Here is a 17,475-nt window from a genome sequence, read left to right on the forward strand (position 1 = left end):
TGTTGCTTCCGTTCGGCTAGCTGGTCCGGTTGCGGACGGCGTCGGTGATCCGTTTGACGGCTTCCTCCACCGGCACCCCGTTGTCCTGGCTTCCGTCACGGAAGCGGAACGACACCGCGCCTGCTTCCGCGTCGTCGCCGCCGGCAATGAGCACGAACGGGATCTTGTCCTTGCTGGCGGTACGGATCTTCTTGGGGAACCGGTCGGAGGACGTGTCCACCTCGGCACGGATACCCGCTGCCTTAAGCTGATCGACGACGTCGAACATGTACTCGTTGAACGCTTCGGCGACCGGAATGCCCACCACCTGGACCGGCGCCAGCCATGCGGGGAACGCACCGGCGTAGTGCTCGGTGAGGACGCCCATGAAGCGCTCCACGGAGCCGAACAGCGCGCGGTGGATCATCACGGGGCGCTGGCGGCTGCCGTCGGCGGCCTGGAATTCCAGCTCGAAGCGTTCCGGCAGGTTGAAGTCCAGCTGGATGGTGGACATCTGCCAGGTGCGGCCCAGCGCGTCCTTGGCCTGCACGGAAATCTTGGGACCGTAGAACGCAGCTCCACCCGGGTCCGGCACAAGCTCCAGTCCGGACTCCTGGGCCACCTCGGAAAGGGTCCTGGTGGCTTCTTCCCAGGTGGCGTCGTCCCCGACGTACTTTTCCGGGTCCTTGGTGGACAGTTCCAGGTAGAAGTCGTTCAGGCCGTAGTCCTTGAGCAGGTCCAGGACGAAGTTGAGGGTCTTGGTAAGTTCGTCCTTCATCTGCTCGCGGGTGCAGTAGATGTGGGCGTCGTCCTGTGTCATGCCCCGGACGCGGGTGAGGCCGTGCACCACACCGGACTTCTCGTACCGGTAGACCGAACCGAATTCGAACAGCCGCAGTGGCAGTTCACGGTAGGAGCGGCCGCGGGAGCGGAAGATGAGGTTGTGCATGGGGCAGTTCATCGGCTTCAGGTAGTAATCCTGGCCGGGCTTGCGGACGGTGCCGTCCTCGTTGAGTTCGGCGTCCACGTGCATGGCGGGGAACATGCCGTCCTTGTACCAGTCCAGGTGGCCTGAGACTTCGTACAGGTGCCCCTTGGTGATGTGCGGGGTGTAGACGAACTCGTAGCCGGCCTCGACGTGGCGCTGGCGGGAGTAGTCCTCCATCTCCTTGCGGATGATGCCGCCCTTGGGATGGAAGACGGGCAGGCCGGAGCCCAGTTCGTCAGGGAAGGAAAACAGGTCCAGTTCGGAGCCCAGCTTGCGGTGGTCGCGGCGTTCGGCCTCGGCGATGCGTTCCTGGTAGGCCTTCAGCGCTTCCTTTGTGGGCCAGGCGGTGCCGTAGATGCGCTGCAGCTGCTGGTTCTTCTGGTTGCCCAGCCAGTAGGCCGACGACGAGCGGGTCAGGGCGAAGGCGTTGGAGATGAGCTTGGTATTGGGCAGATGCGGGCCGCGGCAGAGGTCGCACCAGACGGTGGTGCCTTCCTTGCGTTCTACGTTGTCGTAGATGGTGATGTCGCCGGCACCGACCTCGACGTTTACGCCTTCCCCGGCCTCGGCGGCGTCGTTCTTCCTGCCCAGCAGTTCGAGCTTGTAGGGCTCGTTTTTCATCGCTTCGCGTGCCTGGTCCTCGGTGACGACGCGGCGGACAAACTTCTGGTTCTGGTTGATGATCTTCTGCATCATCTTTTCGAGGGTTTTGAGGTCCTCGGGGGTGAACGGCTCGGCAACGTCGAAGTCGAAGTAGAAGCCGTCGGTGATGTAGGGGCCGATGCCGAGCTTGGCGTCGGGACGCAGCTGCTGCACGGCCTGGGCCATGACGTGGGCCGTGGAGTGGCGCAGGACGTTCATGCCGTCGGGGGAATCAATGGTGACACCCTCCACCTCGGCGCCTTCGGGAAGTTCCTGGTCCAGGTCCTTCAGTTCGCCGTTAACGCGGGCAACGACAACGTCACGGCGCTCAAAGAAGAGTTCCGCACCGGTTGTCCCGGTAGTCACCTTGGTCTCTTCGCCATCGACGAGAAGGGTGATCTGCTGGGCATCTGACACGGGTGTCTCCTATTCAAAGTTGAGGCTTCATAGCTTGTGGCATACGGGGACCACAGCCAGCCACCGTCAATGCTATCGGTTCCGGTCAGGGCCGACCAACGCGGCGCACGGCAGGTGCAGCGGACAAAAACTGCAGGCTCACCCGTTGAAACCGGTGATCGCCAGTGTCCTGATGATGCCATCCAGGGGATGGGGCACGTCCCCGCCGCCCGCCGTCGTGTTTTCCGGGAAGGGCAAGGTGTCCGTCCGGCTCAGGTCCCACGCCATGCTCGCGCTGATGCTGATGCCCCGGGGTCCGGTCCTGCGGGTGGTGCCGCGGATCAGCAGCAGGCGGGTGCCGAACAGGAGCGGGCCGGCGCTTTCCTGGGCTTCGTGGAAGAAGACAGAATCCACGCAGCCGGTGCCGTCGTCAATGCTGATGAACACCACCCTCCTGCCGCCGCGCATGGGTGGCGTTTGGGTGGCCACGCGCACTCCTGCCACCAGCACTTCAGTGCCGTTGCGCAGGCTGAGGAGCTTATCCGCTGTGGTGACGCCCAGCTTTTTCAGCAGCGGCCGGTGGCTGTCCATCAGGTGGGTGCTGACATCGACGGCCATAAGGTCCAGTTCTGCCCTGACGTTTTCCACCAGGGTGGGGGCGGGAAGCCCCGGCTTGATGTTCCGCAGTTCGATGTCGCCCAGGGGAAGTGCCAGCTGCCCTTCCAGCACCTCCAGGCCTTTGCGCGTTCCGTTGGCGGTTTGGAGCTGCTGCAGATGGTGCACCAGGTCCGCGCGGTTGGCCGGGCCACCTGCTTCCCGATGCAGGGAATCGAAGGCACCCAGCTGGGCCAGGCGCCGGATGCTGGGCTTGCTGAGCCGCGAGCGCGCCCGGAGGTCGGCCAGCGAGTCATAGGGCTGTCCGGCGACGATCCGTTTCAATTCGGCCGCAGACAGTCCGTAGATCCCGTTCAGGCTGAGCCGGATTCCCAGCTTTCCGGTGTCCTTGCCGGATTCGATCCGCTCCACCCTGTATTCGGCTTTGCTCCTGTTGATGTCCAGGGGAAGGATGGGGATGCCCAGCCGCCGGGCTTCGGAAACCAAAAGCCGTTTGGGATACATTCCGGGATCGTGCTCCCACAGGCCCGCCAGGAAGGCTTCGGGATGGTGTGCCTTCAGCCAGGCGGACTGGTAGGTGGGAACGGCGAAAGCAGCGCCATGGGCTTTGCAGAAGCCGAAACTGGCAAAGGACTTTAACGTCCCCCATACCTTTTCCACTACCTTGGGGGTATATCCCCTGGCCTTGGCGTGGCGCCGGAAGTATTCCTCTACCTGCGCTTCCCCGACCTCGTTGCTCAACGCCCTGCGGAACTCGTCGGCCTTGGCAAGCCCGCAACCGGTCATGATGTTGAGGGTTTTCAGGATCTGTTCGTGGAAGACCGTGACCCCGTGGGTTTCCTGCAGCACGGGTTTGAGGTCCGGGTGCGGATACACCTCAGGGGCAAAACCGTGGCGGTGTTCCAGGAAGGGCCGCACCATATCTGATTTCATCGGTCCTGGGCGGAACAGGGAGATATCAATGATGAGGTCGTTGAATTCACGGGGCGCCATCTTGCCGATCAGTTCCCGCTGCCCGGGGGATTCAATCTGGAAGCAGCCCAGGGTGTGCGTGCTCCTGATCAGTTCGTAGGTTGGTTCATCGTCCAGGGGGACGGCGTTCAGGTCGATTCGGCCATCTCCGGCAATGTAGTCCGGCCCGGTGCCGTCAGGTCCCAGTGGGTGCCGGCCCGCTGCCACCACTTCCTTCTTGGTGGGGTGGATGCGAATGATCTCCCTGACAGCGAAAGCCATGGCGCTTTGCATGCGGACACCCAGGACATCGAGTTTGAGCATGCCCATGGGGTCCATGTCGTGTTTGTCGAATTGGCTCATGGGCAGGCCAAGCCCGCTTGGCTGGACCGGGGTGCGGTCCAGGAGCGTTGCATCGCCCAGGATCACGCCGCACGGGTGCATTGAGATGTGGCGGGGAAGCCGGTCCAGGCGTTCGGTCAGGTCCACCAGCAGGTCAAGCTGCTGGTTGCCATCGGCATCGCGCTGTTCAACCCTGCCGGCAAACTCCCGCAGCTCGGGCTTCTCCTGCAGCGCCTCACGGAACTTGCGCGCCGAGAACCGCCACAGCTGCTTGGCGATCTCCCCCACCTCGCCGTCGTCCATCCCCAGCGCCAGCCCGGCGTCGCGCACTGCCCCCCGTGCCCGGTACCCGTTCTGCATACTCATGAGGGTGACCCGCTCGGACCCGAACCGTTCGAAGATCCGCCGGTAGACGTTGTGCCGTTCTGCGCTTTCGACGTCGATGTCGATGTCCGGAAGGGTGGCGCGGTCGTTGGAAAGGAACCGTTCGAAAATGAGGTCGTGCTGGAGGGGATTCACATGGCTGACGTCAATCAGGTAGTTGACCAGGCTGGAGGCTCCCGACCCCCTGGCGGCCGCCCTGACCCCCATGTCCTGGATCATCCGCGACACCTCCGCCACTGTCAGGAAGTAGGAGGAGAAACCGAGGTTGCTGATGATCCTGAGTTCATGGTCTAGCCGAAGCAGCATGTCCTTCTCAGCCTTGCCGCTGACACCGGGGAACCGCCTCCCGATTCCTGCATGGCAGCGCTGGAGAAGTTCGGCGTGCGGATCCTGGTTGATGCCAATGACTGATGCTTCCGGGACCACCGGCTGCTTCCACCCCATATCGGCGGTGGGGTCAATCCTGCAGAGGTCGGCGAGCGCCTCGGTCTGGGCCATCAGCTGTTTGAGGTCCGCGGCGCCATAACCGGCAGCGGAAATGATCTCCTTTCCCAGGGCTAGCATCTGCTCCCCGGATTTCAGCCACCCCTGTCCGGTTGGCTGCAGGAGCGGCTCCCCTGCCAGTTCCGGCAGGGACTTCAGGGTCCTGGCTGAGTCCAGGACGTCGGCAGTGGGGGCTCCATCGGCGGCGCAGTAGCGGACGGAATTGGTGAGGATGGCGGGTACATGGTGTTCCTCGGCAAGCCTGAGCATGCGGACAGCATGGGCCGTGCTGAACGGGGTACCCGGGGCGCTGAGCTGGGAGACGATTTCCGCTACGACCGTTCCCGCGGGCATGGCATCGATCCATTGCTTGAACAAGGTCCGGGGGCGCAGGTAGCGACGCCCGCCCATGGACCTTCCGACGTCGGAGTCGGGGCCGAGCAGGACGGTCAGCACGGGTTTGAGGGTTTGGGGGTCCAAGGTGCGGGAGGCGAGTTCGGCGCGGGTGACTGCCGCGGGCACTGCTCCCCCGGCTTTCCCGGAAGTCCTGGCGTGGGCGTCGGAGACCAGCCGGCAGAGCGCACGGTATCCGGCTCCGTTGTTGTTGCCCCTGGCCAGCACCACCACCCTGCCGGATACCTGCGTGCGGTGATCGCCGTCGTCGTCAAAGACTGCCAAATCCACTCCGACGATGGGATCGATGCCGGCTGCCATGCAGGCCTTGAGGTGCTTGATGGTGCCGTACAGGCCGTCCCTGTCGGTGCAGGCCAGGGCAGTGGCCCCGTCAGCGGCGGCTGCCACGGCCAGTTCCTCCGGCCAGGAGACGCCGTAGTGGGCGCTGAATGCTGTGGACACGTGAAGGTGGGTGAAGCTCATGCTGTTCTGTTTCAAGCAGTTCTGGGGCGCAGTGCGTCATGGATCCGCAGCAGCCGCCACCGGCCGCTGCGGATGTGGCGGGACAGGTCAAGGGTGAGGGGTTCTGTGCCGTCAGATTCTCCGGATTCCCCGGAACAGGATGGCTTCCGGACGGGCAGCACCTGGATGCGCCAGATTTCATGGTCCACCACGCCCTGCCCGCTTCCCAAGGGAGCCCTGGCGTCCTCCGCCCACCATTGACGGCGTTCAAACCACCGGACAGGTTCGGCACAGACTGCGTAAGACTTTCCTGCCCAGGTGAGGGATTCCGGTTGGCCTGCAGCGGAGCACACCACGTCAACGGACTCGCTGAACATGCCCATGGCGCCTCCCCGGACGGTAAAACTGGAATCGTTATTCGAACATGTATTCGAATAATGCCAGTCTACGCCGCGTCGGGAGCAAAACATAGGCGGGGGTGGACGGAGCGTGCGGCAGGGAGCAGGATGTTGGCATGAGTACCGATGACGCACTCCTCAAGCAGGCAAGCATCAAGGCCCAGGATTCCACGATCCTTGCCACGTTCGATATCGACGGCGCCATTCCGGAATCCGGCGCCTACGTGGTGGGGTTGATGGGGGCCTCGCCGGACTATTCATTCCAGCGGCGGCTGTGCATTGAGTTCATGAACGGGAAGGCAATCGCCTGCTACTCGTTCAACCGGGACCAGGGCGTCGAGGAGGATTACGACCTGTCCGGGGTGTCCCACTCGGATAACACCATTACCGGGAGCTTTCCCCTGTCAGCCCTCAACGGGCTGGGACAGGGGCACGTCATTTCCGCCTTCAGCGAGGCGGACGGACGGGAGTTCCAGCACGGCGTTCCGGTGGAGGAGGCCCTGTAGGCCACCTCCACCAACACTTTAAAGTCAGCTGTTTTCTTTGTGGATCCGCAGTTCAAGTTCGATGAACGCGGAGATCATGGCCCGGTACGTTGACTCCACAATGTCAGGGTCAATGTCCTTTTTCTCAGCCGCTGAGCGCACGTGCTCGATAATGCGCTCCACCCGGCCCGGGGCGCGCACCTCGGCGTCATCACCCTTGAGGGTTCCGGCGATCCTGATCAGCCGTTCACGGCGGGCGATGAGGGTGACAATCTGCTCATCCACCTCGTCAACGGCAATCCGGACCGCCGCGAGCTGTTCCTTGTCGGCCCGGGCATCCCTATCGTTTCCTTGAATTGTCGCCATCGTCTGACAGTATCGAAGCATGGAGCCCAGAGTCGACTTTATCTCCCTCGGTGTCCGCAACGTTGCGGATTCACGCGCCTTCTATATTGACGGCCTTGGCTGGCCGGTCCACCGGGAGGTTGCAGGGGAGGTGCTGTTCATCCAGGTGAACCACGGCCTGGTGCTCTCCCTGTGGGACGCACGCCAGATGCAGGCCGAAGCCGGCACCAATCCGCCGACTGGCATCCCCTGCATCACCCTCAGCCACAACGTGGAAAGCCCGGCGGATGTGGACAGGGTCCTGGAGGAGGCGGCGGGGGCGGGCGCTGCCATCATCGCCGAGCCGGTCACCCAGCCCTGGGGCGGCTACACGGGCTACTTCGCCGACCCCGACGGCTTCCGCTGGGAAGTGGCCTACAACCCCACCTGGGCAGTGGACGACGCCGGCACCGTCACGGTGTGAAGGCCGGGCACCTTCAGAGGGGCTGCTGGAACAGTGCCTCCGCCGGGCGGATCAGTTCCGGGCCGTTGTTCCGGACATTGCCCACGTCCTTGCCCACCGAATCCACCTGCCAGTCAGCGGCGGCATCCTTGACCCGTGACCGCACCAGGTCCACCAGCCCGGCTGCGTCATCGGCCCGGGGGTCCAGCCAGGCTTCCATCGTGGCCTTGTCCATGGGCAGGGGCACCCTGTCGTGCAGTTCCGCCAGCTTCCCAAAGATGGTGGATTCCGTCCCCGGCGGAGGCGTGTCAGCGGTGAGGATGGACGTGGACAGCAGCCACCGCCCCGGCTGCCCTACAGGCACGGACAGGTCCTTCCACCATTCGTAGAGGCCGGCGAAAACCAGCCCATTGCCCTGGACCGGGTGCACGTAATACGGCTGCTTGGACTTCCCGGGGCCCTGCTTCCATTCGTAGTAGCCGTCCGCCGGGACTGCGCAGCGCCGTGACTTTACGGCTTTCCGGAATGCCGGTTTCTCCAGCACCGATTCGCTGCGGGCATTGATCATGCTGGACCCGATTTTCAGGTCCTTCGCCCAGGACGGGACCAGGCCCCAGCGTGCCACGTGCAGCTGGCGCACCTGCCTGGGCCCGGCGTTGTCCTCCTTCAGGCGCTCCAGCACGATGGGGACGGCGTCGGTGGGAGCTACATTCCACGACGGCGGAACGCTCACCTCGTCCTCCAGCTCGGCGTCGAACTCAGCCAGGAGGTCCCCCACGGCACGGGCCATTACGTAGCGTCCACACATGGCACCACCTTGCCACCGCCCGCCACAAACTGTCATCCAGCCCCGCCCACGCAATGCCGTACCGGGGAATACCGGCCGCCGCGCTACGGTTGAATGTAAGGAAACCTTCCAAGCGACGTATAGGAGCTCCCTGTGGACTTCACTCCCGAATCCGGCACCATCACCATGTTTTCCACCACCTGGTGCGGCTACTGCAACCGGCTGAAGAAGCAGCTCGATGCGCAGGGCATCGGCTACAACGAAATCAACATCGAAGAGGTGGAGGGTACCGCCGAGCTCGTGGAGCAGCTGAACGGCGGCAACCGGACCGTTCCCACCGTCCTCTTCCCGGACGGCACCGCAGCCACCAACCCGTCGGCTGCCGAGGTCAAGAGCCGCCTGGCCGCCTGATCCGGCCACCATCCCATGCGGCGCCGGCCGCACCACTGTTTGCGGGTCATGCCCCCAGGCTGCTGAATGAAGCAGATTCCAGGACGGCATGGCCCGCATACGTTTCCAGCAGGGCCTGCTCAACGGCTGCCACGTCCAGGCCGGGGACCAGGTCATTGGCTGCACCGGCGGTGGCAGGGTCCCAGTCCAGGCCCAGCGCCGCGTAGCTGTCCGTGAGGACCTTACGGATAGGGGCTGAGTCCTCCACCACAATCACGGAGCTGAACAGCCACCCGCCGGAGACCACCCGCTGGGCAGTCCCCACCAGCTTCAGCCGCCGCGAGCTGTCCTGCGGGTCGGTGCCGTGCACGCTGAACTCACCGGGGCAGTACTCCCCCGGGATCTCGCCCACAGCCGCCTGCACCCCCACGCTGCGCAAGGCCGTCGCAAAGAGTTCGCCGAAGTAGCCGAACCGTGCCTTGGAGCCCGCGACGGCATCCGCATCCGGTTCGATATGGTCCACCACCAGCGTGCCCTGGTGGTATGCGGCAGCGCGTCCGCCTGCCCTGCGGACCAGGGGCTCAAAGCCGTTCTCCCGGCAGGCGCGGGCGGCCGCGTCGAAACCCGGCAGCCGGGTGTCCCGCTGCCCGAACGCCACAGTGGGAGCTGGTCGGTACAGCCGCAGGGTGGGCCCTATCCCGCCACTCCTGGCCCTGGCCAACAGTTCCAGGCCAAATTCGAGGTCGCGGCCCGCGCCGAGGGACACGTCCTGCCGCACCACGGTGAGCGGGCGGAGTCCGGTAGCGGTATGGTGCATGGCGAAGCTCCCTGGGCTTTGGCGTCGACGGGTATTGGTGGCGACAGGTTCATTGGCAGCGGCCGGACGGGCCATCCCTAGGGTACGCCCGACGGCGGCACGCGACTTAACGCCCCCGGCGCCCCACCCACAGTGCGTGCAGCAGTGGAACTGCCGATGCTGCCATCAGCACGTTGCCCAGTACCAGGTCGTCGGCGCGGGCGATGGCGCCGGCGATCAGCACGGCGCCGAAGACCACGGCGGAGGCCGAGCGGCGCACGGCCCTTTCCAGCCGGGCCCCCTGCCGCTCCAGCCGGGGAACGGCCACCTCCAGTGATCCCTCTTCGAGCCGGCCGGCCAACGCGTCAAGCCGGCCTGGCAGGCGGAAGGCCACGGCGGCGGCATCGATGGCCTGCCGGGCCACATCCTGCACCACGTTGCCGCGCTCGTCCCGCAGCAGCTGTGCTGCGTAGGGTTCCACCGAGTCCCACAGGTTGAACCGCTCGTCGAGGGCACTGCACACCCCCGACGTCAGGGACATGGCACGGATGATCAGCAGGAAGTTCTCCGGCAGCTGGAACGGCAGCGAGCGGACCACGTCACCGAACTCCACGGCGAAGTCCCGGAACTCCCGCGGGTCCACCTCACGCAGTTCGGCAAACCCCATGCCGCCGAAACGGGCAAAGAGCTGCGTCATGGCCCGTTCCAGGCCCACGCTGTCCGCTGACGGCATCAGGACGCCCACGTCGTTGATGGCCGCCACAAGTCCTTTGCCGTCGCGCGCGGCCGCCGCGATGAGCAGCTTCCGCAGCCCGCTGCGGGTTGAGGCTGTTACTTCCCCCATCATGCCGAAGTCGATGAAGGTCAGCTTCCAGGGATGCTCCCCGGTGCCTGGCGGGACCGGGGTGACGAAGATGTTTCCCGGGTGCGGGTCGGCGTGGAAGAAGCCGTTGGTGAAGAGCTGGTCGAACATGATGGAGGCGAACACCGGCGCAACCTCGGCGGGGTCGATGCCGGCGGCGCGGAGCGCCCGGACGTCGGTGATCTTGATGGCCGTGACGTCCTCGAGGGTCAGCACGCGGCGGGTGGTCCGCTCCCACACCACGCCAGGAACCTCCACGCGGTCATCGCCGGCGAAATCGGCGGCGAAACGCTCTGCATTCACGGCCTCGTGCAGGTAGTCGATTTCCAGGAGGCTGGTCTGGGCGAATTCCTCCACCAGGGCCGGCATGTCGGCCCTGCGGGATACGAGCCGGATGTGGCTGAGCCAGCCGGCCACCTTGCGGAGGGCGGCGAGGTCGACGTCCACGATGGCTCCGATACCCGGGCGCTGCACTTTCAAAACCACGGCGTCGAGCCCGGTGTCCCCCGCGTCAACGTCATTGAGGCGGGCCCGGTGGGCCTGGCCCAGGGATGCAGCGGCGATGGGCGTTTGGTCCACGGACGCGAAAACACCTGCCAGCGGTGTCCCCAGTTCCTGTGCCGCCAGGGCAGAGATGGCCGGGAACGCGACCGGCGGCACTTCGTCCTGCAGCCCCTCCAACTCCTTGGTGATCTCCGGTGGAAGGACATCGAGCCGGGAGGACAGGAACTGGCCCACCTTGATCATTAGTCCCCCAAGTTCCACGGCCAGGTCGTGGAACCGCTGCGCGAAGCGTCGCATCCGCCTGGAGCGGGTGCGCGTGGAGATCCGTCCCAGCCCGATCCTCGGCAGGAACAGTTCGAACCACCACGTGGCGGCGAGGTTCCAGGCGGCGAAGCGCAGGATCCGCCGGTAGCGCCCCCGGTGCTCGCGCACGGGCAGCGAGGGGTCTGCGGCTTTGTCCTGGACGGTCGACGCCACCACCCGGGTCAGTCCTGGGCGAGGATGGCGTAGAGCCGGCGCCGGGCCTCGTCCAGCGCTGCTACGGCCTGCTGCACCTGCTCCGGCGATCCGGTCCGGGCCACCTGGGCTGCCGCCTGGGCCAGCTCGATGCCGGCTTTGGGGAGCGAAGCAATTGCGGTTCCGGATTGGGGACCTGCAGGATCCCAGGGCGCAGCACCGTGGCGGGCCGCCACCTCCTCGCGCCCAGCTTCGGTAAGCGAGTAGATCTTCCGGCCGTTGGATTCCTCGGCGCTGATTGTTCCTTCATCGGCCAGCAGCTGCAGGGTGGGATAGACAGAACCTGCGCTGGGCTTCCAGCTGCCGCCGCTGCGCTCCTCGATTTCACGGATGATCTGGTAACCGTGCATGGGCCGCTCCGCGAGCAGGGCCAGGACCGCCGCCCGCACCTCGCCTTTCCCGGCACGGGTTCCCGTCCGCTTTTCGAACCGCGACCTCAGCTCTTCGACGGCCTGCCACATCCCATCGAAATTACCGGGACCGAATCCGCCTGCAGGGTATGACGAACGCATGATGAACTCCTTTGTCAATCGCGAACGATATACAACGATACTCAGCGATACAGGCGGGCACCATAGCTGGGCAGGTCACGTCCTGCGAAGCGTCAGGATCTGTTCCGCGCGGCCGAAGGGACCCTGCCGGTCGTGCAGCACGGTGGATGTGAGGCCGATCCCGTCGCGGCCGAACGACACAGCGTTGTCCAGCCCCAGCCACTCCCCCTCGGGCCTGCGGTACATGTGGATCTGCAGGTCCAGATTGGGAAACGCGTAGCTGTCCTTGCCCGGTGGGACCCGGGCGGCGATGCCGTTAGCGGTGTCCACCATCCCCATCAGCCGTGCGAAATCCCCGCTGTCGGCGCGGTCGGTGAGTGGATGTTCCGTGCGCAGCCACACTTTCCCTGCGCCCGGCCGGTGTCCTTCGGCGACCCGCATTTCCAGGGACCGGATGTAACCGCCGGGCCAGACGGCTGAGCCGTCATAGGGCTTGCATTCGTCAGGGCCGGGTATGGCGGCGTCCTCGACGGCGGCCACCTCACCCGTGTCACTGGTCAGCATCCGCCACCCGGTGGCGCGGATCGCCGTCCTGCCGCCTGCTACCAGCTCGGCCTGCACAAGTTCGATTGTCCTGCCGGGCCGCAGCGTGGTGGTGTCGATCCTGAACTCACCGCCCGGGATCAGGCCAAGGATCTCATAGCTGATTCGCGCCATCCGCATGTCTTCGCGCGGCTCGTGCCGTTCCAGCCGGTCCGCCAGAAGGCCGGACGCCGGTGCCATGTGCTGTTCATGGACATTCCACGCTCCCTGGGCATGGATGGTGGACCGGAACGCTCCCTCCCCCAGGTCCTGGTAGTAAAAGTTGCCCCCGGCAAGTTCGGGCAGGTCTGCAGTCAAGGCTGGCCCCTTACGAAACGTTCAGTGAATTGCCACTAACTCTATCCTTCACGGGAACGGCGCGCCGGGACGGCCGGCGAAATGTTGGAGGGTGGGGGCGGCAATCGGACTAGAGTAAGGAACTGGTCCTGTCAGCAACCCTCAAAAGAGGTGTTTCATGCGCGTCATCAGCTACAACCTCCGCAAGCACAATGCCAGCGGCGAGCTCCTCGCCCTGGCACGGAACCATGACATCGATGCGCTGTGCCTCCAGGAAGTGGATGCCAGCGACCTTCCCGAAACCCTGGGCCCCCTGCACCTTGCCGATGCCACCAAGGGCAACCGGTTGGGCCTGGCCATCTATTACCGCACCAGCCGCTTCACTGCACTGGACACCCAGTCCTTCGCGTTGAAGAAGTCCATGCATGACAGGGTGCTGGCCCCGGCCCATGAGCGGCTGATCGGCACCAGGGTGATGGACAACGAAACCCAGCATGAGCTGGTGATCGGCTCCTTCCATGCAGCCCCGCTCACTGCCTCCAACTCGTTGCGGCGCAAGCAGATCCACGCAGCGCACGCCGAGCTGCTGAGCATGGGCAAGGGCCTGATGACCCTGATGGTGGGTGACTTCAACTACCCGTTCTTCACCAAGAACCTTGACATGCATATGAAGAACTCCGGATACGCCCTGTCCCTCAGCAACAGGCGGACCTACACCAGGTACAAGGTGTTCAAGGGCCACTTCGACTTCGCCACGTCACTGGGCCTGGACATCGCCAGTGTGGAGACGCTGCCGCGCGGCAATTCGGACCACCTGCCCATCCTGGTGACGGCCGAGTACGGCGAAGGCTACTAGCAGCGGCGCAGGCCGGGGTTCAGCAGCGTTCCCCGTTCACCAGGACTCCCCGTTTACCAGGACTCTCCGGAGTCCAGCCGCGCCAGCAGTTCCGGCCAGGCCGCCGCGAAACCCGGATGCAGCTCCAGGGCGTCCACCTCGGCTACCGGGATCCAGAGCAGCGCAATGCTTTCGGGATCGCTGATAACGGGCTCGAAGGACTCCAGCACCCGCACCACCACGGTGGTATAGGACCAGTAGCCGTGGTCCAGGACCGAGGTGAACAGCACTTCCACGCTCTCCGACGGGACGGCCGCCTCCTCGTAGGCCTCGCGGAGCGCGCCGTCCACCGCTTCTTCGCCCTCATGCAGCGCCCCGCCGGGAAGGCCCCAGGTTCCCCCGTTGTGGCTCCAGACGGCGCGGTGCTGCAGGAGCACCCCCTTGGCAGGGTCGTAGGCCAGGACGCCGGCCGCACCGAACCTGCCCCAGTACCGGCCCCGGTCCCCTTCCACCCAGGCGTCACCCGGGTCGCGCGGACCGGAGCGGGGCGGTGGGGTGGATGACGTGCTGGAGTACGGAAAGTGGTCCATTCGTCCAGTCTGACAGGTGGAGCGGCGGGGCGCAGTCCCGCTTGCACCGCCGGTCAGGTGTTGTGTGCGCGGTCGACGGCGAAATCGCCGCCGGGATACATGACCGTTTCGTGCCCGTCGTCAAAGCGGACAACATAGGGCGGGCTTCCGCCTTCGCCGCGGACTTCCAGGATCACCCCGTGCCGGTCCGAGGACCCTACGGTCCTTCCGTGCACGACGATGCGGTCGCCTTGGGCTGCCTCCATGGCAATCACCTCCCAGCCCCAGAGTACGACTGCGGCGGGCGCGGGAACAGAGCTTCATGGCAGGATGCGGATATGCCCTTGAACCTTGTCCTCATCGCCGATACCCACGTGCCAAAACGCGCCAAAGACCTTCCCGCCCAGGTGTGGCGGGCCGTTGAAAATGCCGATGTGGTGCTCCACGCCGGTGACTGGGTGGACGCAGCGCTGCTGGACGAATTCGAGCGCCGAAGCAGGCGTCTGCTGGGCGTGTATGGGAACAATGACGGCGCGGAGCTGCGCCGCCGCCTTCCTGAAACGGCCAGCGCGACCTTGGAGGGCGTCCGGTTTTCGATGGTCCACGAGACAGGGCAGGCGAAGGGCCGCGAACTGCGGTGCGAAGCGTTGTATCCGCAAGCCGATGTCCTGGTGTTCGGGCACAGCCACATTCCCTGGGACACCGCGTCGCCGAACGGGCTGCGGCTGCTGAATCCCGGGTCGCCCACGGACCGCCGCCGGCAGCCCTCCTGCACATTCATGGAAGCGAAGGTCGACGGCGGGCGGTTGGCGGAGGTCAGGCTGGTGGAAGTACGGCGGGACTGACGCGGCCACGCCGAAGGACCGCTTGGCAGGGCGGGGTTTCATTGCCTAGGCTGGGAACCGTAAGCATGCTTAGCTTTTTGGCTTGCTGTGATCCATTAATCGCAGGCTGCTTCAATTTCCGGGGCGACGAACCAGCCCGAGTCCGCACGAACAGGAGGACCACCATGACTGACCAGTACACCTTCCGTAATCCCGTGACTGCCTACGAAAAGATTTCCCCGCCCAAGCAGCACCAGCCCGAGCCGGGCCTCGACGCCGAATTGACGCCCAAGGCTGACCTGGGCGAAGAAACGTACCGCGGAACGGGACGGCTGGAAGGCCGCCGCGCCATCGTGACCGGCGCGGACTCAGGCATCGGCGCCGCAACTGCCATTGCCTTTGCAAGGGAAGGCGCCGACGTCGTCCTTTCCTACCTGCCCCAGGAAGAGGAGGACGCCTCCCGCATCGCCGGGATCATCGAGGCTGCGGGCCGCAAGGCCGTCAAGGTGCCGGGCGACCTCAAGGATTCCGCCACATGCCGGGAAGTCGTTGATACGGCGGTTGCCGTGCTGGGCGGGGTGGACATCCTGGTCAACAACGCCGGGAAGCAGGTGGCCCAGGAGGACCTGCAGGACATCACCGACGAGCAGTTCGACCACACCCTCAAGACCAACGTGTATGCGATGTTCTGGTTGACCAAGGCCGCCGTCCCGCACATGCCGGCCGGCTCAACCATCATCAACACCACCTCCATCCAGGCGTACAACCCGTCCCCCACCCTGGTGGACTACGCCACCACCAAGGCCAGCATCAACAACTTCACCAAGGGACTGGCACAGCAGCTGGCACCCAAGGGAATCCGGGTGAATGCCGTGGCCCCGGGTCCCATCTGGACGCCATTGCAGGTCAGCAGTGGCCAGCCCAAGGAGCAGCTGCCGGAATTCGGCCAGTCGACTCCCCTGGGCCGGGCAGGACAGCCCGCGGAGCTGGCACCCGCCTACGTCTTCCTGGCTTCACCCGAGTCCAGCTACGTGGTAGGGGAAACACTGAACGTCAACGGCGGCAGCCCCACGCCCTAGCCGGTTCCCCGGGCCTGGCTGATCCGCCAACCCGGCGTCAGCCAGCGGCGTGGCCAGCCAGGATCTCATCGGTGGCAGGGTCAGGCTCGCCGTCGAAGAACTGGGCCAGGACAGTCTTGAACACTGTTTCTCCGGGTGCCGCCCGGAGAAACAGTGTCATGGACGACCGCAGCTTCCTGGCATCAATGCCGCCGAAGATGTCCTCCGCGGACTGGTCTGCATGGTTGGCCAGGACCAGGGCGCACTCCAGGAGCCGCGGCCCCAGTACCTCATGATCCAGGTAGGCACGGGCCTCTGCGAGTGAGGAGATGGCGTATTTGCGGGACATTGCGCTCTGCCCCAACCCGGAGATCTGCGGGAAGATGAACCACATCCAGTGGCCGGACTTCCTGCCGACCTGCAGCTCCCCCAGCGCCTGGTCATAGGTGCCGCCGCTGTTTTGCGCGGCAACAAAACGGTCAAGGTCAAAGTGCTCATTCATGCGGATCTCCCGGTTTCGAGGTCAAAGGATCAAATCTTTTTCAAGGGCGGCTGCCGCCGCCTGAAGCTGCGGGTCGGGGTCGTCCCGCCACCGGGCCAGGACCGCGTTGGCCCGCTGCCGCTCGCGCTCCCCGAGGCCGGACAGCAGCGGCACCAGGACGTCGCCCAGGAGGGGCTGGATCAGGTCTGCAGCCTGGGCAGAACGAAGGAAGCCTTCCAGCCGGGTCAGGTCCGAGTGCCTGAGCAGCCGCACCCGTGACTGCAGCAGCACCACGGCCGCCAACCGGCGCTCAAACACGGGGCGGGAGCCGGGCCGGGGCTGTCCCCACAGGGTGGACGCAAGCATCACCGTGGTGTCGTGGTCCAGGTCCTTGAATTTGCGCAGGGCATCGCGCACCGTGCCGCGCACCGCTCCGATGGAGGAACCGTAAGAGTCCAGCACCCAGCCAAGCCGGTTCCCGACGTCGTCCGCCCGGTACCAGGCGCCCTCGTTCTGGAGGGTCCGGTCAACGAACTCCGCCGCCGCGGACACCACATCCGCAGGGCCAGTCATCGTCCCCGACCGGACGAGGCGTGGCGGATACAAAACGGTGTCCAGGGCCGCGCTTCCAGCCTGCCCTCCGCAATGGGCTCCCCGCACACGGCGCAGGTTCCATAGGTCCCCGCTGCCAGGCGGGCCAGCGCCGCGTCAATCTGGTCCAGGCCGGCCGAGCTCTGCTTCAGGAGCGCCGAAGCCTGCGAGAGCTCAAACGCGATCGTGGCCCCTTCGGGGTCGTGCTCGTCATCGACATTGGAGTCCTGCCGGGCCGAATTCGCTGCCTGGATGTCAGCCCGCAGCGCCGGCAGCAACTCCAGGCGCCGCGCCCGCTCCTCTTCGAGCAGTACCCGGAACCGGTCGAAATCTGGCATGCAAACAGCCTAGCGGTCGGATCGCGGAGCGCCTGAATGGAAACGGCCAGTTCCATGGAGCCGCGGCAAACATCCCGTGTCCGTGTCCGGGCCGTTACCTGTCCTGCAAGCCCGGCTATTAGCCGAGGTCGACACCGATAACAGCCGTAACGTCCAAACGTTTGCGGAATTCGAGAGGGAAACCTCGTATGTTATCCAAATGTGACAATGCCACCGCATGTGGGTTATGGTCTTCAGGTGTCCCTCTCA

Annotated in this window: 20 protein-coding genes; 6 read left to right on the forward strand and 14 right to left on the reverse strand. The window is 65.2% G+C overall.

Annotation, left to right across the window (positions count from 1 at the left end):
- Positions 1 to 16 precede the first annotated feature (16 nt).
- The 3 genes from thrS to LFT49_RS11335 all read right to left on the reverse strand — a co-directional run bounded on the left by thrS (position 17) and on the right by LFT49_RS11335 (position 6,018).
- Positions 17 to 2,026, reverse strand: coding sequence for a threonine--tRNA ligase (thrS, locus tag LFT49_RS11325; RefSeq protein WP_237428242.1), 2,010 nt, complete (start codon positions 2,024 to 2,026; stop codon positions 17 to 19).
- A 138-nt stretch (positions 2,027 to 2,164) separates the two neighbouring features.
- Positions 2,165 to 5,656, reverse strand: coding sequence for a DNA polymerase III subunit alpha (locus tag LFT49_RS11330; RefSeq protein ID WP_237428243.1), 3,492 nt, complete (start codon positions 5,654 to 5,656; stop codon positions 2,165 to 2,167).
- Between the two features lie 11 nt (positions 5,657 to 5,667).
- Positions 5,668 to 6,018: a DUF6504 family protein gene (locus LFT49_RS11335; protein WP_237428244.1), complete on the reverse strand. Its 351-nt coding sequence runs from the start codon at positions 6,016 to 6,018 to the stop codon at positions 5,668 to 5,670.
- Between the two features lie 131 nt (positions 6,019 to 6,149).
- Between LFT49_RS11335 and LFT49_RS11340 the strand changes: the two genes are divergently transcribed.
- A complete protein-coding gene (locus LFT49_RS11340; RefSeq protein ID WP_237428245.1) occupies positions 6,150 to 6,539 on the forward strand; it encodes a hypothetical protein in 390 nt (129 codons plus the stop codon).
- Between the two features lie 24 nt (positions 6,540 to 6,563).
- Here the strand turns inward: LFT49_RS11340 and LFT49_RS11345 are convergent, their stop codons facing one another.
- Positions 6,564 to 6,884: a chorismate mutase gene (locus LFT49_RS11345; protein WP_142133710.1), complete on the reverse strand. Its 321-nt coding sequence runs from the start codon at positions 6,882 to 6,884 to the stop codon at positions 6,564 to 6,566.
- Positions 6,885 to 6,903: 19 nt separating this feature from the next.
- On the opposite strand from LFT49_RS11345, the gene LFT49_RS11350 reads away from it, so the two are divergent.
- The gene (locus tag LFT49_RS11350; protein ID WP_237428246.1) at positions 6,904 to 7,326 is read left to right on the forward strand and encodes a VOC family protein; all 423 of its coding nucleotides are present in this window, start codon (positions 6,904 to 6,906) and stop codon (positions 7,324 to 7,326) included.
- 13 nt (positions 7,327 to 7,339) lie between these two features.
- Here the strand turns inward: LFT49_RS11350 and LFT49_RS11355 are convergent, their stop codons facing one another.
- Entirely contained in the window at positions 7,340 to 8,095 is a 756-nt protein-coding gene (locus LFT49_RS11355) for an SOS response-associated peptidase (RefSeq protein ID WP_236802867.1), read from the reverse strand.
- Between the two features lie 150 nt (positions 8,096 to 8,245).
- Here LFT49_RS11355 and LFT49_RS11360 point away from each other — a divergent pair, with 150 nt between their 5' ends.
- Positions 8,246 to 8,503 carry a mycoredoxin gene (locus tag LFT49_RS11360; RefSeq protein WP_236798496.1) on the forward strand — a complete coding sequence of 86 codons (258 nt, stop codon included), beginning with the start codon at positions 8,246 to 8,248 and terminating at the stop codon, positions 8,501 to 8,503.
- A gap of 46 nt (positions 8,504 to 8,549) precedes the next feature.
- On the opposite strand, the gene LFT49_RS11365 is transcribed toward LFT49_RS11360, so the two are convergent.
- From LFT49_RS11365 to LFT49_RS11380, 4 genes are all read right to left on the reverse strand, one after another.
- The gene (locus LFT49_RS11365; RefSeq protein ID WP_236798497.1) at positions 8,550 to 9,299 is read right to left on the reverse strand and encodes a lipoate--protein ligase family protein; all 750 of its coding nucleotides are present in this window, start codon (positions 9,297 to 9,299) and stop codon (positions 8,550 to 8,552) included.
- A 106-nt stretch (positions 9,300 to 9,405) separates the two neighbouring features.
- On the reverse strand, positions 9,406 to 11,121 hold the full coding sequence (locus tag LFT49_RS11370; RefSeq protein ID WP_237428247.1) for an ABC1 kinase family protein: 1,716 nt from the start codon (positions 11,119 to 11,121) through the stop codon (positions 9,406 to 9,408).
- Positions 11,122 to 11,129: 8 nt separating this feature from the next.
- Positions 11,130 to 11,672, reverse strand: coding sequence for a PadR family transcriptional regulator (locus tag LFT49_RS11375; RefSeq protein WP_237428248.1), 543 nt, complete (start codon positions 11,670 to 11,672; stop codon positions 11,130 to 11,132).
- Between the two features lie 75 nt (positions 11,673 to 11,747).
- Positions 11,748 to 12,551, reverse strand: coding sequence for a thioesterase family protein (locus LFT49_RS11380; RefSeq protein WP_236798499.1), 804 nt, complete (start codon positions 12,549 to 12,551; stop codon positions 11,748 to 11,750).
- A gap of 157 nt (positions 12,552 to 12,708) precedes the next feature.
- On the opposite strand from LFT49_RS11380, the gene LFT49_RS11385 reads away from it, so the two are divergent.
- A complete protein-coding gene (locus tag LFT49_RS11385; protein WP_236798500.1) occupies positions 12,709 to 13,386 on the forward strand; it encodes an endonuclease/exonuclease/phosphatase family protein in 678 nt (225 codons plus the stop codon).
- Positions 13,387 to 13,439: 53 nt separating this feature from the next.
- Here LFT49_RS11385 and LFT49_RS11390 read toward each other — a convergent pair whose 3' ends face one another.
- A complete protein-coding gene (locus LFT49_RS11390) occupies positions 13,440 to 13,955 on the reverse strand; it encodes an NUDIX domain-containing protein (RefSeq protein WP_237428249.1) in 516 nt (171 codons plus the stop codon).
- A gap of 53 nt (positions 13,956 to 14,008) precedes the next feature.
- Positions 14,009 to 14,200: a DUF1918 domain-containing protein gene (locus LFT49_RS11395; RefSeq protein ID WP_142133702.1), complete on the reverse strand. Its 192-nt coding sequence runs from the start codon at positions 14,198 to 14,200 to the stop codon at positions 14,009 to 14,011.
- Between the two features lie 72 nt (positions 14,201 to 14,272).
- Between LFT49_RS11395 and LFT49_RS11400 the strand changes: the two genes are divergently transcribed.
- A complete protein-coding gene (locus tag LFT49_RS11400) occupies positions 14,273 to 14,779 on the forward strand; it encodes a metallophosphoesterase family protein (RefSeq protein WP_237428250.1) in 507 nt (168 codons plus the stop codon).
- A 164-nt stretch (positions 14,780 to 14,943) separates the two neighbouring features.
- A complete protein-coding gene (locus tag LFT49_RS11405; RefSeq protein ID WP_236798503.1) occupies positions 14,944 to 15,837 on the forward strand; it encodes a glucose 1-dehydrogenase in 894 nt (297 codons plus the stop codon).
- A 37-nt stretch (positions 15,838 to 15,874) separates the two neighbouring features.
- Here LFT49_RS11405 and LFT49_RS11410 read toward each other — a convergent pair whose 3' ends face one another.
- From LFT49_RS11410 to LFT49_RS11420, 3 genes are read right to left on the reverse strand one after another with little or no spacing between them, the layout of a single operon-like run.
- A complete protein-coding gene (locus tag LFT49_RS11410; protein WP_237428251.1) occupies positions 15,875 to 16,318 on the reverse strand; it encodes a DUF1810 domain-containing protein in 444 nt (147 codons plus the stop codon).
- A gap of 21 nt (positions 16,319 to 16,339) precedes the next feature.
- Positions 16,340 to 16,870: a DNA alkylation repair protein gene (locus tag LFT49_RS11415; protein ID WP_237428252.1), complete on the reverse strand. Its 531-nt coding sequence runs from the start codon at positions 16,868 to 16,870 to the stop codon at positions 16,340 to 16,342.
- A complete protein-coding gene (locus LFT49_RS11420) occupies positions 16,867 to 17,226 on the reverse strand; it encodes a TraR/DksA family transcriptional regulator (protein WP_237428253.1) in 360 nt (119 codons plus the stop codon). The genes LFT49_RS11415 and LFT49_RS11420 overlap by 4 nt, the downstream gene beginning before the upstream one ends.
- Positions 17,227 to 17,475 lie beyond the last annotated feature (249 nt).

It is taken from the genome of Arthrobacter sp. FW306-06-A (assembly GCF_021870055.1).
In the GTDB taxonomy this organism is placed as follows: domain Bacteria; phylum Actinomycetota; class Actinomycetes; order Actinomycetales; family Micrococcaceae; genus Arthrobacter.